Annotated in this window: 12 protein-coding genes, 1 other RNA gene and 1 pseudogene; 10 read left to right on the top strand and 4 right to left on the bottom strand. The window is 56.2% G+C overall.

All coding sequences use genetic code 11. The annotated features are described in order from the left end of the window. Window positions 1-36: 36 nt before the first annotated feature. Window positions 37-1,260 carry an ATP-grasp domain-containing protein gene (locus C1H69_RS01860; RefSeq protein ID WP_102651723.1) on the bottom strand — a complete coding sequence of 408 codons (1,224 nt, stop codon included), beginning with the start codon at window positions 1,258-1,260 and terminating at the stop codon, window positions 37-39. A 221-nt stretch (window positions 1,261-1,481) separates the two neighbouring features. Here C1H69_RS01860 and ffs point away from each other — a divergent pair. The 5 genes from ffs (at window position 1,482) to C1H69_RS01885 (ending at window position 6,936) form a co-directional block, all read left to right on the top strand. Further along, an RNA gene (gene ffs, locus C1H69_RS01865) (signal recognition particle sRNA small type) lies at window positions 1,482-1,578 on the top strand. A 787-nt stretch (window positions 1,579-2,365) separates the two neighbouring features. Continuing rightward, window positions 2,366-2,827, top strand: a complete 462-nt coding sequence (locus C1H69_RS01870) for a hypothetical protein (protein WP_165789399.1) — start codon at window positions 2,366-2,368, stop codon at window positions 2,825-2,827. Window positions 2,828-3,147: 320 nt separating this feature from the next. Next, window positions 3,148-4,107, top strand: coding sequence for a TAXI family TRAP transporter solute-binding subunit (locus tag C1H69_RS01875; protein ID WP_102651725.1), 960 nt, complete (start codon window positions 3,148-3,150; stop codon window positions 4,105-4,107). A 104-nt stretch (window positions 4,108-4,211) separates the two neighbouring features. After that, window positions 4,212-6,083, top strand: coding sequence for a TRAP transporter permease (locus C1H69_RS01880; protein WP_102651726.1), 1,872 nt, complete (start codon window positions 4,212-4,214; stop codon window positions 6,081-6,083). 52 nt (window positions 6,084-6,135) lie between these two features. Beyond that, on the top strand, window positions 6,136-6,936 hold the full coding sequence (locus tag C1H69_RS01885; RefSeq protein WP_102651727.1) for an enoyl-CoA hydratase/isomerase family protein: 801 nt from the start codon (window positions 6,136-6,138) through the stop codon (window positions 6,934-6,936). Between the two features lie 24 nt (window positions 6,937-6,960). Here C1H69_RS01885 and C1H69_RS01890 read toward each other — a convergent pair whose 3' ends face one another. Continuing rightward, complete coding sequence (locus C1H69_RS01890) at window positions 6,961-7,656, bottom strand: GntR family transcriptional regulator (RefSeq protein WP_102651728.1); 696 nt, start codon at window positions 7,654-7,656, stop codon at window positions 6,961-6,963. 482 nt (window positions 7,657-8,138) lie between these two features. Between C1H69_RS01890 and C1H69_RS01895 the strand changes: the two genes are divergently transcribed. From C1H69_RS01895 to C1H69_RS01910, 4 genes are all read left to right on the top strand, one after another. Further along, a complete protein-coding gene (locus tag C1H69_RS01895; protein ID WP_205738385.1) occupies window positions 8,139-9,818 on the top strand; it encodes a thiamine pyrophosphate-binding protein in 1,680 nt (559 codons plus the stop codon). Next, complete coding sequence (locus C1H69_RS01900; protein WP_102651730.1) at window positions 9,815-11,467, top strand: GMC family oxidoreductase; 1,653 nt, start codon at window positions 9,815-9,817, stop codon at window positions 11,465-11,467. The genes C1H69_RS01895 and C1H69_RS01900 overlap by 4 nt, the downstream gene beginning before the upstream one ends. After that, window positions 11,460-12,749: an NAD(P)-binding domain-containing protein gene (locus C1H69_RS01905; RefSeq protein ID WP_102651731.1), complete on the top strand. Its 1,290-nt coding sequence runs from the start codon at window positions 11,460-11,462 to the stop codon at window positions 12,747-12,749. Before C1H69_RS01900 ends, C1H69_RS01905 begins: the two co-directional genes overlap by 8 nt. Before the next feature lie 105 nt (window positions 12,750-12,854). Then, window positions 12,855-13,529: a GntR family transcriptional regulator gene (locus C1H69_RS01910; protein ID WP_205738386.1), complete on the top strand. Its 675-nt coding sequence runs from the start codon at window positions 12,855-12,857 to the stop codon at window positions 13,527-13,529. Between the two features lie 271 nt (window positions 13,530-13,800). Here the strand turns inward: C1H69_RS01910 and C1H69_RS01915 are convergent. Next, a pseudogene (locus C1H69_RS01915) lies at window positions 13,801-14,121 on the bottom strand (IS66 family transposase); the annotation flags it as partial. An 86-nt stretch (window positions 14,122-14,207) separates the two neighbouring features. Between C1H69_RS01915 and C1H69_RS24505 the strand changes: the two are divergent. Then, window positions 14,208-14,375: a transposase gene (locus C1H69_RS24505; RefSeq protein WP_102651733.1), complete on the top strand. Its 168-nt coding sequence runs from the start codon at window positions 14,208-14,210 to the stop codon at window positions 14,373-14,375. Between the two features lie 34 nt (window positions 14,376-14,409). Here the strand turns inward: C1H69_RS24505 and C1H69_RS01925 are convergent. Then, window positions 14,410-15,133: transposase (locus C1H69_RS01925; protein WP_102651734.1), on the bottom strand; the 724-nt coding region annotated here is incomplete at its 5' end.

Consider the following 15,133-nt stretch of genomic DNA (forward strand, 5'->3'; position numbering starts at 1 on the left):
TTGTCGTCAGGCTGTCATTCGCCCATGACGCCTTGCCTAGACATAGAAATCAAGTTCTTCCTGATGCTTCAGCAGGTCGCGCAGGATATGGGGGTCCTCGCCCTTGAAGTAGATCAGGCCCCAGTGAGTACCGAAGGCGGTGCGCTTGGTCACCGTCTCCGCCATGGGAGGGGTCAGCTCGTGGGACTCGAAGTAAGGGTGGTCCTCGACCTCCTCGGGGATCTCCAGGCGGCTGACGACCCGGCGGCGGGGGTAAACGCCGAAACAACCGGCATAGCACGTGGCATCGACCACTTCCCGTGGGAAGAACGCCTCGACCTCTTCGGGTTTGGTCTTGGGGTCGAAGACCATCATGCTGGCCTGATAGGCATTGAAGCCGTAGACCCGTTCGAGCAGTTCGAACACCTTGAAACCCGGCGGGCGGTAGGCCACCTCGCCAAAGTACATTTCACCATCGCTGGTCACGAAGTACTCGGGGTGGATCAGCCCGAACTCGATGTCGAAGGTCTTGATCAGTTTTTCGATCTGGGCCGTGATCTGGGGTCGGTAGCGCTCGATCTCGGGGGAGCCCGGCACGAAGACCGAATAGCCCAGTGTCACGTACTCGGAAATGTTGAGAAACGCGACCTTGCCGTTATGGACCCAGGCCTCTACGGCGAATTCCCACCCGTCCAGGTGCGACTCCATCAGCACGGGAAATTCTTCGTCGGGGATGGAGTCGACTTCATCGGGGGTACGGATCACCCGGTGGCCCAGGCAGCCGGCCTTGTCGAAGGCCTTGAGATGGATCGGGTCGTTGGGGTCGCCGTCGAGCTTCAGCAGGGTCTGGTTGACCCGCTTGAGGAAGCGGATGACATCGGCCTTGTCATGGGCTTCCTCGAAGATGCCCACGCGGATGCCGCCAAGCTGGGCTCGGCGCTTCATCAGGGCCTTGTCGCGCAGCAATAGCGACTGGCCGTAGAGGCGGGGGTTGTCGAGCAGCAGCGAGTTGATGGCGCCGGCCCACTCCACGGTTTCCTCGAACATCGGAATCGCCACGTCGACGCCCATTTCCTTGAGGGTCTCGGCGATTTCCATGGATCGGTCGTTGAGCCGCTCGAAGTTCCAGGAAACGTAGGGGATGTCATGCTGCTGGCAATACTTTTCCGCCCAATCCGGTGCTACCACCACGTAGCGTCGATCAAAGTTTTCGGCGGCTTCGACAGCGTTCAGGCTCCAGCCGAGCAAAGCGATATAGCCCTTGTTGGGGTCCTTTTTCATGGTGCGCCTCCTGAGCGGGTAACACGACTGTTCTCGTGGCTATGTCTCTTTAACCCTACACGACAAATCAACGCGTCACACACACGATCACGCCGAGCGCCGGAACGCCCTTGCTGGCCTGCCTGCCCGCTGGTATAGTGCACCCGCACTCGGCAAGCCATTGATGTGGCGCCGGGTTCGATGCCTGCATCCAGCATGCGGACATCATGTCGTGGTGGCCCCGTCGGTCCTCCCGCAACGCTAAACCGCAAACCCCGCCAGGCCCGGAAGGGAGCAACGGTAGTGGTGGTCGCGTGTGCCGGGATGTGGCTGTCGGGGCCGCCTCCATCTCTCTATAAAGGTTTTTAGGCCGCTGGGTTCGTCAAAAGCACAATCCGTTAATCCGCGCCAAAACGCCTGCAAGCGTTGCTCGACGTGGTGGGCGTGCTGTTGAGCGAGCGCCGTCTTGGTGTGACGGCCTTGGGGCGTGCCTTGCCGGTATCAGCGACACCCAAGCATATCATCAAACGGGTTGATCGGTTTCTGACTAACCATCATCTACATTAGGGACGGGCACTTGTCTTATTGGCTCGTGGCGTCGCTGCTGATCGGCCACACTACCCGTCACTGATTCTGGTGGACTGGTGACCCGATCGATGACCCTGGCCAGCGATTCTTGTTGCGAGCCATTGTCGGGTGCTCACTACCGATTTTCGAAAAGGTCAACCATAAGAATGGTTGCCAGCGCTGTGAAGCGTACTTGCTCGCGGCCTTGGCCGAGCGAGTCCTGCCTGCCGATTCAACGCCGATCCTCATCACCGATGCGGGCTTTCGCGACCCTTGGTTCAAGGCGGTCGAGGCGCGTGGTTGGTACTACATGAACCGGGTTCGCAGCCCCACTAGGTGCCTGGCTCCGCGTGGCGGCCTGTGACAGCCTTGTTCAACAAGCAACCTCGGCAAGCACCGGGTTCCGTTCATATCTCTGAGAACAACCCGCTGAGATTGCCCTACCCGCATGGTGCTCTAGCATCGGCCGCCGAAGGGATGTCAACATCGCAATAAGCAAGGCCAAGTCTCTTAAGACGGCTGCAGTCGGGCGATTGCCCAGCGCCAGAAGGAACCCTGGGTGCTGGTCAGCAACTTGTGGGAGCGCTCAACGCTGGCGGACAAGCTGATGGCTATTTACCGGCAGCGCATGCAGATTGAAGAAGTCTTTCTTCATATCAAAAACACCTTGTTTGGACTGGGCTTCGGCATGTACCAGTCTTGCCAGGGCAAACGCATCGAAATCCTGCTGCTGACCGCGATGCTGGCCAGTGTCATCGTGATGGTCGCCAGCCTGCATGTCCGTGAGTGCGGTCAACAGTGGTGCTACCAGAGCAACAGTATCCGGCACCGGGACGAGCTCTCCGTGTGGCGGTTGAGCCCGGAATGGTTACGGCGCCATCTTGTTCGGTGCTGCCCCTTAGCTCTCCTGAAAAAACGCTTCAAGCAAGCCTTGCTAGGCCTGGAGAGCGCCGGTGGTGAGTGGCGACTGGTCGCTATGGCATGGAACATCAAGCGGATGCACCGTCTGGTGACAGGCTGAAGGGGCCCCCTGAGAGGGCTTTCTTACAGGCGATCAGGCCCCCAGTAGTGCTTCGAGAGTGGCTGATGGCGCTTCGTGACCTGAGCTGTGGGCGCCAACAGAAAGGGGCGTCGTTACCATGAGAGACGCCCATCACCCGACAGCTTGCTAGGGCTTATCAGCATGCGCCGATTAGATCGGCATCATAGTCGACATTATGGGCAACGAACTTGTTGACAAAATCGGCGATGTCACTGACTATTTGAAATGTGGGGTGCGTGAAGCCCAATCAGGCAGATCACCTCTGAGCTCACAAATAAATACAATTGGAGTGTAAGTTAATGAAAAAATTAGTAACTGTCACCGCATCTGCGATCCTCGCTACATCCTTGTGCACCACCGCGCAAGCATCCCAGGATGTCACCATTGGTGCAGCATCCGTTGGCGGCACTTTTTATGTTTGGGCAAGTGGTATGGCAAGCGTCCTGAACAAGATTGGTATGAACACCAATGTGGAGGTAACTGGGGGACCGTTGCACAATATTCAGCTCGTCCATGGCGGTGAGCTGGAACTTGGCCTAGTGACGGCGGCGCCTGCCTATGAAGGTTTGCTCGGCATCGAGTGGGCGGATGGACAAAAATACGATAATATTCGCGCCGTGCTGCCTATGTATCCTAGCTACTTCACTTGGTGGTCAGTGAAGGACTCTGACATCAAAACCTTTGAGGACCTTGAGGGCAAAGTAGTGGCTATGGGACCGGCCGGTGGCACGCCGGATGCTTACGGTCGAAAGGTTTACGATCATACAGGCATCCAGCCGTCCCAGATCGTTAATGCGGGTTTCTCGGACATCGTTAATCAGTTGCGTGATGGCCAGGTAGATGCCGCTCTCACCACTGCGGGTCTACCTCATCCGGCAGTCGCCGAGACCGAATCCACCCATGGTATAAACCTGATCACCCTGCCGAAGGAAATCAGTCAATCCTTCATTGGGGAATACCCCTACTTTGGTACCGATGTGGTTCCTGCGGGCACCTATGACGCCGTGACAGAAGACCAGCCGACACTCACCGTGTGGAACTTTTTAATCACGAACAAGGAACAGTCCGATGATTTAGTTTATGAGATGGTCAAGGCAGCTTTCGAACACCACGATACCCTGATGGAGACCCACCGGGCCTCAGAGCATGTCATTCTGGAGAATATTGCTGAAATAACGGTTCCTCTACATCCGGGTGCCATCCGGTACTACGAAGAGCAAGGTGTTGATATCCCCGACCGACTCATTCCAGAGGACTGATCTACAAGCTCTACAGGTTTGAGCGATGCCATGAGGCCCGCAGCGCCGAGCGTGGTGTCCTTGTCTATACAAAGTCAATAAAATAAATGTAAGTCGAGGTTATCATGTCATTCCTGCGTGACAGCACCGGATGGTCCCTGCGGGCACTAATTGCCATTACTGCCTTGGCGATTCTAGGCTTCCATTTTTACGCCTTAATCATTCAGCCGCTGGATCCGCTGATTTTCCGTGTTTGGCATATCACGGGTCTTGTGGTCTTTGGTTCGCTGGTCAGTCTGACTATGGATAGTCCTTGGCTGCGTTATACCGCTCCGGCTCTAGCACTTGCAGTACTGAGTGGTGCAATTTACATGACAATGGATATGCAAGGCATCGCCATGCGGGCGGGTGTACTCCCATCGGATACGGATGTGATAATTGCCGTACTGATGGTGGGTGCGGTTCTAGAGGTTACACGTCGTACCACTGGCAACGCTATTTTTATCCTTGCTGTCCTGGCGATTCTATATGGGCTTTATGGTAATTATCTTCCAAACTTTGTTGGTCATCGCGGCTACAGTTTTGAGAGGTTGGTGACTTATCTATACACTACAAATGGTTTGTTAAATATTCCACTGGGATCCTCTGCGACCTATATATACCTTTTTGTCCTCTTTGGTTCACTGATGATGGCCTCTGGAGCCGGTGAATACCTGATCAAGTTAGCGATTGCGATGTCCGGGCGAGCGCGAGGCGGTCCTGCCAAGGTGGCGATTACAGCCAGTGGCTTCTTTGGCATGATCAACGGCACCTCGGCTGGCAACGTGGTGGCCACGGGTTCGATGACGATTCCCATGATGAAACGGGCTGGCTATACGCCCACGGTCGCCGCTTCTGTCGAAGCCACATCATCAAGCGGCGGGCAGATCCTTCCGCCTGTCATGGGCGCTGCCGCTTTCCTGATGGTCGACATGACCGGGATGTCTTATACCAGTATTATCATGGCGGCCACGATTCCTGCGGTGCTCTATTTTCTTTCCGTGTTTATGATGTCGCACTATGAGGCAGTTAATCGCGGCATCGGCGGCGTATCGAATGAAGAGCAGCGTCTGGATAAAAAGTCTTTGCTTACGGGGCTGTATTTCTTGCTTCCACCGCTGGTATTAATTTTCTCCCTACTGGTGCTTAACGTTTCAATTATTCTCTCCGGCTTGTATGCAGTCGCAGCTACCTTGCTTGTGAGCTGGATCCGCAAGGTGACGCGTATCGGTCCGAAAGTCGCCACTAAGGCCAGCATCGATGCTGCAAGTAGTATTCTACCAATTGCCGCGACCTGTGCGACAGCCGGGATTATCATGGGGGTACTTAATCTCACTGGCATGGGCCTGAAATTGGCAATGGTGATCATCACAATCACTGGTGGTAGCCTGTTCCTGACGCTGCTCCTGGCGATGGTAGTCACAATTGTCCTGGGTATGGGGTTGCCGACGGTGGCCGCCTACGCGATCACCGGGGCAGTGGTGGCGCCCGCACTCACGCGCTTAGGCGTCGAACCGATGGCGGCACACCTTTTCGTGCTCTACTTTGCCTCCATGTCGGCCATCACACCGCCAGTTTCACTGGCTAGTTTCGCTGCGGCAGCTGTGGCGAGGGCACCGGTCTGGCCAGTGGCCATGACCGCACTCAAGCTGGGCACTGCCGGGTTCATCGTTCCATACTTATTCGTCTACCGTCCAGAGATCCTGATGGCTGGGAGCTTTGGCAGCATCGTCTTTGAAACAGTGATTGCCGTGATTGCGATTATTAGTCTGGCAGCCGCACTTCAGCTGCGTACTGATACTTGGTGGCCAAGGGTTGCCTGGTTTGCCGGCGCCATTTTGCTACTGACACCAGATCTGCTGCTCACAGCTGTGGGATTGGCCATTGCTGGGCTCGCAACTGCTTGGGAGCTTCATCATCGCCGACAGCATCCAGTGGCTGGTCGAGCGGCTAGGTGATGAAAAGCAACGGGAAGAAATCTATCATTGACGAGCCAGCTAGAGGTATGTAATGAACAGCACGTTCCTTGAATACTCCACGATCAACGTGGAGCGACGTGATAACGGCGTTGCAATCCTGACCCTTAACCGCCCTGATGCACTCCATGCCTTGAATAGCGTGATGGCCAATGAGCTGATTCGACAGTTCAGCGATTGGGCAGTGGATACCCGCCTGCGCTGTATCGTGATCACGGCCAGTGGACTCCGGGCTTTTTGCGTGGGTGCCGATCTCAAGGAGCGTAATTGCCTGGACGAAGATGGTATCCGACGTCAGCATGCGCTTTTCAGGTTGTTCCTGATGATTCGACTGAGCTTGGACATTCCGGTGATAGCTGCAGTTCAGGGGGTGGCGCTCGGAGGCGGCGCGGAAATAGCGCTAGCCTCTGATATCGTGCTTGCTACTGAGGAAGCAGAGTTTGGGCTGCCGGAAATCGGCCTTGGCATTATGCCGGGACTGGGTGGAACTCAGCTCCTCCCTCGAATTACCGGACGTGGCAGGGCACTGGAGATGCTGCTGACTGGCGAGCGGATCAATGCGGAAGAGGCTCAGGAGTACGGTATCGTTTCCCGGATTTTTCCTCAGAAAGAGATGCTCAGCCGAGCCTTGGAAAAGGCTGAGCAGGTTGCTAGGATGCCGCCGCTGGCGGTTCGCTCGATACGCCGGGCTGTGCATATCGGTGGCGAGCTCGACCTCAATAGTGGGCTCGCCTACGAACTTGCTTTGCATCAACGACTGATGGCCAGCGAGGACCGGACGGAGGGGGTGCGCGCCTTCATCGAAAAACGTACTCCCACATGGCGTGGTCGATAACGTGCGGTGGATATAGTATACGATCTACATGACGAAATCTTGGTAGCGCACTAGCCATTCCTTGGCGCTGCGGATGATTCGTTTTTTCATATCCTCAGCTGCAGCAGCTTCACCCGCCCGCATGTGCTTGAGCATTTCCAAATGCATCTCGCGTCCGATGGCTGCGCGCCCGTTCAATAGCGTGACTCTGCGCTTGATAAGTCTAGCTTTGTCATAAACCAGATCCAGGAAATTGGTGGCATGCGTGTTGTCTGCCCAACAAATGATCTCACGGCGGAGTTCTTCCAAGGCATCGATGTAACGCTCTATCTCGCCGTCGGAAATAGCCTTTTCCATCACCGAGCCGAAGAGTTCGATATAGAAGTCCCACGTCTCGGGGGGAGCGTTGATCGTTGCCTGGTGAGTGCACATGCCCTCCAAGACCTCTCGAACATCGAATATTTCATAGACCTCCTTGGGATCGAGCCTAGCTACGACTGCCCCCCGGTTGTGGATGCGGTTGACAAGTCCGCGCTGTTCGAGAATCCCAAAGGCTTCCCTAACAACAGACCTGGATGTGCTGAACTGGTGAGCGAGTTCGAGTTCGTGGAGGCGTGTGCCGGGGGGGAGATCATGTTCTGCGATCATATATCGCAATTCTAGAAGCACTTCTTCGGTACGTTGCTTCTGGCCGCGCCGTTTTTCCTTACCTGTCTTTTCCTGTGTGATACCGACTTTCATAACTTACATGCTCTTAACATTCGGTTGATTGTCTTGGAAATCGTGGGGGATCGCACAAGTTCTGCAGTTAAACGTCTACCCACGTCCGGGGGCGCGCTGCAAGGCTTCGGAACGCGTCAGCCCCCTGCTGTTTGTTACCCCCCACATACTGGGGGTTTCACCATAAAACCAGAATGGACGGATCAGTTCCACTGTATACCATACCCGTTTGATGACAATTATGTCTACGAAAAAAAGAAAATCTAGGGATCTTACGGATTGGAGTGCCGATGCCTACGAGGAGTGAGCCACGAAACGTAAGAATTCGCTCATGATGTGACAACACATAGATAGACAAGAATGTTGACAAAAGTGTCAATGGTCCGGTACTTTCAGGATTCTTGGGGAGGCTGGGGGCTCAGCGGATAATTTTCGCCGTCACGGACTAGGGTGATCAAGACGGCGCCAATCCTGATGAGGAAAGGAGCAAGGAAATGACAAGAATGAGTGGTGGACGAGCGGCAGTCGAAGCGCTGCGAGCAAATGGAGTTGATACGGTGTTCGGACTGATTGGTTCGGCCACTATGGAAATGTTCGATGCTCTGTATGATGCTGAGGAGATTCGCTTCATCGGGGTTCGAGATGAACGCTCTGGTACTCACATGGCGGATGGCTATGCACGCGCCAGCGGTAAAGCTGGGGTCTTCTTAGCCGGACAGAATGGCCCGGGCGCCACTAACCTCGTTACGCCCTTAGCCCAGGCTCGGGCGGCTTACTCCCCCGTTATCGCACTAGCGGGTTCGCTGGCCACCGGTCATGTCCATCGAGATGCCTTCCAGGAGGTGGACCAACAGCACCTGTTTATGCCTATCACCAAGAAGACCTACATGGTCAATAGTGCCGGTCGGGTTCCTGAATTCATCAATGAAGGTTTCCGCAATGCTCTGTCGCCCCGCCAGGGTCCGGTACTCCTCAACTTGCCTCGCGATGTACTGGCCGCCGAAGCCGAGTTCGAAGCTATCCGGGGTGCGATGGGAGATGGCATGCACACTGCTGTGCGGGCCAATCCGGAGCAAGTCAAGAAGGCGGCGAAACTCCTGATTGGCGCCAGTCGCCCGCTGATCATTGCGGGTGGAGGAATCAAGAACAGTAGGGCTCACGAGGTGGTCATCGAACTAGCCGAGTCTCTAGGCGTACCGGTGGCGACATCACCTGGGCATGGTGATGGGATGCCGTTCGACCATCCCCTGAATGCCGGTCAAGTGGGCCCGCGGGGCAACGACGTGGCCTCGTATCTGGCTCGTGAGGCGGATGTCATTCTCGCACTGGGTACGCGACTTGGCTTCAATTCAACCTTCTATACCTATGACAATCTCAATCAAAAGGCCGCCATTATTCAAGTGGAGATTGAGCCTACCGCGCTTGGGCGCTTTTTCCCCGTGGAAGTGGCTATCTGGGGCGATGCTTCGTCGGTAGTGCAGGATATTCGTGAGGCGATCCGGGGTAGTGAGCGCGACGGTGGCGCCTGGGTTGCTCAGTTCAAGGAACAACGCAAGCGTCACCTGGTGGCGCTGGATGAGACCAATGACGAGCAGTCACCAATCAGTCCGGAGACGCTGTTCAAGGCCCTACGTGAGGTGGCTCCTCGAGACACTATGTATACCATGGATGCCGGGACACTGTGCCTGCAGGCCACCGACAGGCTGGCCTATTGGCAGCCGCCGGCACTGTTCACGCCGCTAGACTTCGGGTTAGTCGGCTTCTCCTTCTCTTGCGGCCTTGGTGTCAAGCTGGCTTGCCCAGAACGCACGGTCATTAGCCTGATGGGGGATGGAGGATTTGGCATGACCGTCTCTGAGCTCTCCACGGCAGTCGAACATGGTATCAATACCGTCACGGTGGTAATGAATAACCAGTGCTGGGGAGCCGAGAAGGCTTATCAGCGCGACTTCTTCGGAGAGCGTTACATTGGAGCGAACCTGCAGAATCCACCCTATGACAAGCTTGCCGAACTCTATGGCGCCCGTGGATTCAGGGTAGACCAGCCGGGTGACCTGAGAAAGACCCTGGAGGCGGCCTTGGCTTGTGGCAAACCTGCTGTAGTTGATGTTCAGGTAGACCCGGCTGCCCTCTACAGCTTCCGTCGTGACTCTTTCAAGCATCGGGCAGGAGACAAGGCATGACGGGTGTCAGGAGCAGCGAAGAGACTTTCGATTACATCGTGATTGGCGCCGGGTCGGCAGGCTGTGCCCTAGCTGGAAGACTATCGGAGGATCACAAGCACTCGGTGCTCCTGCTGGAGGCCGGTGGTTGGCCGAACAATCCGTGGATTCGAGTACCGCTGGGCGTCGGTAAGCTACTGCAGAATCCGAAATATGCCTGGCCGTTTCATACAGCCCCCGAGCCTGCCTTGAATGACAAGTCCATCTATTGGCCCCGGGGCAAGGTAGTCGGTGGTTCCAGTGCCATCAATGGGATGGTCTATGTGCGCGGCGATCCTATCGAATATGACGAGTGGCAACGCTTGGGCAACGAGGGGTGGAGCTACCGGGATGTGGCAGCCTACTTCAAGCGCATGGAGTGCTACCCAGAAGGAGACCCTGCGCTGCGCGGCCATGATGGGCCGATGCATGTTATCAACCGTGGCAGTTGGGATCCCGATCCCCTATCCACTGCTTTCCAGGATGCCTGTGCCGAAGCTGGTGTGCCGCGTGCGGAAGACTACAATAATGGTACCTTCGAGGGTGTCAGCTACCTTCAGCAGACAGGGTATCGCGGCCGTCGCTGGAGTGCGGCGGATGGCTATATCATGGGTGCTCGCAGCCGCGCCAATCTCACCGTCAGGACTCATGCCCTGACTGCGAAGGTCCTCTTTGAAGGCAAGCGTGCCGTGGGGGTCGAATATCTCAAGGATGACAAGCGCTACCAGGTTCGCGCCCAAGGTGAGGTTCTGCTCTGTGCGGGGGCGATTCAGTCCTCTCAGCTCCTGGAGCGCTCTGGGGTGGGCGACGAGAATCGCCTCGCCAAGCTAGGGGTGCCGGTGGTTGCCCATCTCCCCGGGGTTGGTGAGGGCCTGCAAGACCACCTCCAGGTTCGCTTAACCTACGAATGCACTCAGCCGCTGACGATCAACGACATTATTGGCAGCAAATGGCGCGGCATGCAGCACGGGCTTAATTACATTTTGAGGCGGCGGGGCCTGATGAGTACAACCTCGTCGACGGTGCACGCTATTGCCAAGACCCACCCAGAACTGGAGCGCCCGGACGTCAAGATCCAATTGGCGCTGATCAGTGGCCAAGACCGCTACTCGCGCAGTAAAGAGATGGGGATTGACAGGTTTTCGGGCTTTTCCCTGGGGGCATTCATGCTTCGACCACTATCGCGCGGATCCGTTCACGCCACCAGCGCTGATCCACAGTGCCCGCCCAGCATGGTCGCCAACTATCTCTCACACGAAGAGGAGCGCCGGACCTATCTTGATGCCCTCAAGTTTATCCGCGAGATAGCTTCGCAGCCAGCACTCAGCAAACTGCTACGTCGAGAGATCCGCCCGGGTCCCGAGGTTACCGATGAAGAGGAGCTGATGGACTACATGCGCAAGACTGGGCAAACCTCTTGGCACCCCATCGGAAGCTGTCGGATGGGCAACGATGACCTGTCTGTGGTGGACAGCGAGCTGCGAGTGCATGGCGTCGAGTGTCTAAGGGTGGTCGATGCTTCCATTATGCCCACCATGGCATCGTCAAATACCAACGCACCGGCCATCATGATTGGTGAGAAGGGCGCGGATCTGGTACGTGGCATCAAGGGAGTTAATAATTATGGTTGAAGTGGGCAGTGTCGGCATAATAGGTACTGGCCAGATTGGCTCGCGTATGGCCAGACGGCTTCTTCGGGCCGGTTACAGGGTGGTCACTCATGACATCGACACAAAGGCCATGGAAGGAATTGCCGGCGCAATAAAAGTAGAGTCGGCAGCGGATGTAGCCCGTGACTGTGATCTGGTAATCACCTGTGTCACCGATCACCATGCTGTGCGTGACGTGGTAATGGGGCCAGGGGGAATTCTTGAAGTCGTTCGGCCGCATCACCTTGTGATTGAGACTACCACCTCCACTCCGGTGATCACTAGGGAAGTTGCCGCAGCCTTGCGTGAACATGGCGCAGACTTGGTGGATGCCCCGGTGAGCCGTGGTGTTCCTGCAGCAGAAAACGGCACCCTGTCAATCATGCTGGGTGGGTATGCAGCTTCCCGAGAACGGGCGCGGCCGGTGCTCGATCAGTTGGGTACCGACATCATCCTCACCGGCGAAGTTGGCACTGGTCACATCGCTAAGGCGATGAACATGATGGTGATGGCAGTCAATTTCACTGCCACCATGGAGTTCATGCATATGGCACATTCCCTTGGCATCCCGAGGGAGGAGTCTATCGCCCATTTCGCGGCAGGGCCTGGCAGGACTTTTCTGCTGGAACACCACTGGCCTCGCTATATTCTCCCAGCAACATACAACTCGGGGTTTACCCTGGGTCTAATGTGGAAGGATCTGCGAATCGCAAGCGAAATTGCCGTAGACAGTGGCCAAGTGCCTTTATTGGGGGAGCGGGTGACCTCACTGTATCGTTGGGCGGCCATTACCGGGATGGCTGAGGCGGACAATACACGGCTGGTTGAGTTTACCGATCAGGCCCGTGGGTCACCGTCCTCGGTGCGTCCAAGAGTGCCATCTAAGGATGTGCTCAAGCGACTCGACCAGGCCCTTTTCGCAGCTGTCCATCTAGGTACACTTGAGGCCCTTGCAGTGTCCAGAGCCGCAGGACTGGAGCCTGAACAACTGCTTGCAGTACTCAATGTAAGCAGTGGTGGTAGTGCAGTTAGCAATGGAGAGCATGGAGGTTATGAGAACCTAGAGCTACTCTACGCTAATACCAAGCAGGTTGGCTTGATAGCAGCAGAGAACGGAGATTTCTGCTTCCTTACGAGCCTGGTCCTTCAGATTCTAGCAATGGAGTTGCGTGAGTTGCCCCGCATCGCCACGGATGAAGTCATCATAGACTTTATGCAGCGGAGGATGGGAAGGGGTGCTGGCGGCCAGGGTTCCGGCTCTTGACGCTGTTGTCAATAGCAATTAATGTTATCGTTTGTAGACATTTGTGGTAACAAAAATGTATGATTGGCGGCTATTAAGGTAGCCGATACAAGAGAGTGGTGTAACGTGTCTGAGAAGCGCAAGCAATCCAAGGTTCGTGGCATGACCTCCGATGAGTTGGTGGAGGTGCTTCGCAAGCGTATCGTGGGCCATGACCTGCCCCCTGGGTCAAAACTTCGAGAGGTGGAGCTCACCAGTGAGTTCGATGTCTCTCGAGCCCGTATGCGTGAAGCGTTCGGAGTGCTGGAGGAACGTGGTCTCATAGAGCGGATCCCAAACCGTGGCGCTGTGGTCACTCGGCTAGATGTTGAGCAGATTTACGAGCTCTATGAACTCCGTGAGGTGCTTGAGGGCTTGGCAGTTCGTCTTGCGACAAAAAAGGCGCCTCCGGGCTCTTGGAACGATCTCGTGGAACTTTTCGGTCAACCGGCCGAGGAGGCTATTGGTCGCAATGATCTGGAATTCTATATCGATTGCATTATCCAGTTCCGTGAGCGTTGTGCTGAGGCCGCCGACAATGCCATGTTGAATGCCCAGCTCGATGGGCTCTATGACCGGACTGGGGTGCTGATTCGCCGCTTGGTTCTGGTGCCTGGCAGGGCCATGGAGGGCGTTCGTCAGCACCAGTTGGTTTTGGAAGCCATGTGCAAGGGCGACGCATCACGAGCCGAGGAGTTGAAGCGCGAGAATATCCGCAATGCTGCAGCGGCCTTTGCTAAGTACCAAAAATATCTTCTGTAACTCAGTAATTTTGTTTCAAGAGGCTTCGGGCATCCCTCAGGGTCCACTCCTAACCCTGATCCGGCGCTGACATACATACGTGTGTAACTGTCATACGTGTGTAACTGTCCGCTGATCGTATCTGTCTAGTGAACCCATCTTTCTCTGACTCCGAAACTCCGTGACAGTAGGTGCCCCATTTATTATTAAGAGTATAAGCGACCGGTGAACACATCTCCCACTGAGCCCTGACTTTGATGGTAAGCGACCGGGCATCACCCTTCGCGAGTGATCAGTCGCCCGGCTTCCAGTGCAGAGGTAAGAGTTCGTGGATCCGGCTGGCCTTGTGCGTCGGCAGTCGAGCCAGCACGTCTTTCAGGTAGGCATGCGGTTCATGGCCATTCAGTTTGGCAGTCTGGATCAGGCTCATGATGTTGGCGGCGCGCTGGCCGCTGCGCAGTGGCCCGGCGAATAGCCAGTTGCGGCGACCCAGCGCCCAGGGGCGAATCAGGTTCTCCACCCTATTGTTGTCGATCGGCAATCCGCCGTCATCCAGGTAGCGCGTCAGCGCCGCCCAGTGTTTCAGGCTATAGTCCAGTGCCTTGGCCGTAGCCGGTATCCGGCCGGTGAACACACCTTCCGCTGAGCCCCGACTTCGATGACGGTAGGTGTCCACCTATTGCTTAGTGGACACCTATTATGAGTGAGTTAAGTGTATTGGAGGCGCCTCGAAAGCGCCGTCGCTATACGGCCGAGTTCAAGACCAGGATCGTCGAAGCGTGCCAGCAACCTGACGCCTCGATAGCTGGCATCGCGTTAGAGCATGCCCTGAACACCTGGTGCACAAGTGGATCGGTCTCGCCCTAGATACCATCTCTCCTAACCAGTCACAAACAACCCATTAGGTGGTTTGCGACCGATATTCGGTTTGGGTCTTGAGGATGCCATAGGCGATGTGGATTAGCTTCCGCATCGCCGCCCCCAAGGCCGCCATTGTGCTCTTGCCGTTTCCTGTCAGCCGCCGGTAGAGCGCCGAGATATCTGGGTTTCGCCTCAGCCCTACGACGGCCGCCATGTACAGGCTCTGGCGCAGCTTCGGGTTGCCAGCTTTCGAAAGACGGGGCCGCATGCGCACGGAACTACCCGACTCCCAACTAACGGGCACAAGTCCCGCAAAAGCAGCAGCCTGCCGAGCGCTCTGGAACGCGCGGCTACGTAGCATCGCCAACAACCTGAGTGACACGGCGGGACCAACCCCCGGGATCGTTTGCAACAAGACCCGGTCCCGCTTTAAGCCAGGGTGCTGATCGAGATGATCATCGATCTGTTGCTGGAGGCGATCCCGCTCGCGCGTCAATGCCAGCAGGATGTCATCAATCGAGCGGAGAATATCGGTTGCCATGATGAACTCGGCTTTTTCCCGCCGGTTTCGCTCACGGTGAATGTCTTTGTCCATTGCATCGAGTCGCGCCGCCAGCGCCTTGAGCTTGCGCACTTCCTCAGGCTCTGGCTGCCAGCATTCAGGCTGTTGAGTTGCGCCATACCGTGCCAACACCACGCTGTCCTTCTTGTCCGTTTTGCCGCGTACCCCCAGGCTACGAGAGAAGTCACGTACCTGCGCAGGA

This window comes from Billgrantia endophytica, assembly GCF_002879615.1.
Classification (GTDB): domain Bacteria; phylum Pseudomonadota; class Gammaproteobacteria; order Pseudomonadales; family Halomonadaceae; genus Halomonas; species Halomonas endophytica.

Coding starts and splice junctions, on each gene's coding strand:
- C1H69_RS01900 (WP_102651730.1), top strand. CDS start 9,815: ATGACGGGTGTCAGGAGCAGCGAAGAGACTTTCGATTACATCGTGATT.
- C1H69_RS01895 (WP_205738385.1), top strand. CDS start 8,139: ATGAGTGGTGGACGAGCGGCAGTCGAAGCGCTGCGAGCAAATGGAGTT.
- C1H69_RS01875 (WP_102651725.1), top strand. CDS start 3,148: ATGAAAAAATTAGTAACTGTCACCGCATCTGCGATCCTCGCTACATCC.
- C1H69_RS01860 (WP_102651723.1), bottom strand. CDS start 1,260: ATGAAAAAGGACCCCAACAAGGGCTATATCGCTTTGCTCGGCTGGAGC.
- C1H69_RS01905 (WP_102651731.1), top strand. CDS start 11,460: ATGGTTGAAGTGGGCAGTGTCGGCATAATAGGTACTGGCCAGATTGGC.
- C1H69_RS01885 (WP_102651727.1), top strand. CDS start 6,136: ATGAACAGCACGTTCCTTGAATACTCCACGATCAACGTGGAGCGACGT.
- C1H69_RS01880 (WP_102651726.1), top strand. CDS start 4,212: ATGTCATTCCTGCGTGACAGCACCGGATGGTCCCTGCGGGCACTAATT.
- C1H69_RS01890 (WP_102651728.1), bottom strand. CDS start 7,656: ATGAAAGTCGGTATCACACAGGAAAAGACAGGTAAGGAAAAACGGCGC.
- C1H69_RS24505 (WP_102651733.1), top strand. CDS start 14,208: ATGAGTGAGTTAAGTGTATTGGAGGCGCCTCGAAAGCGCCGTCGCTAT.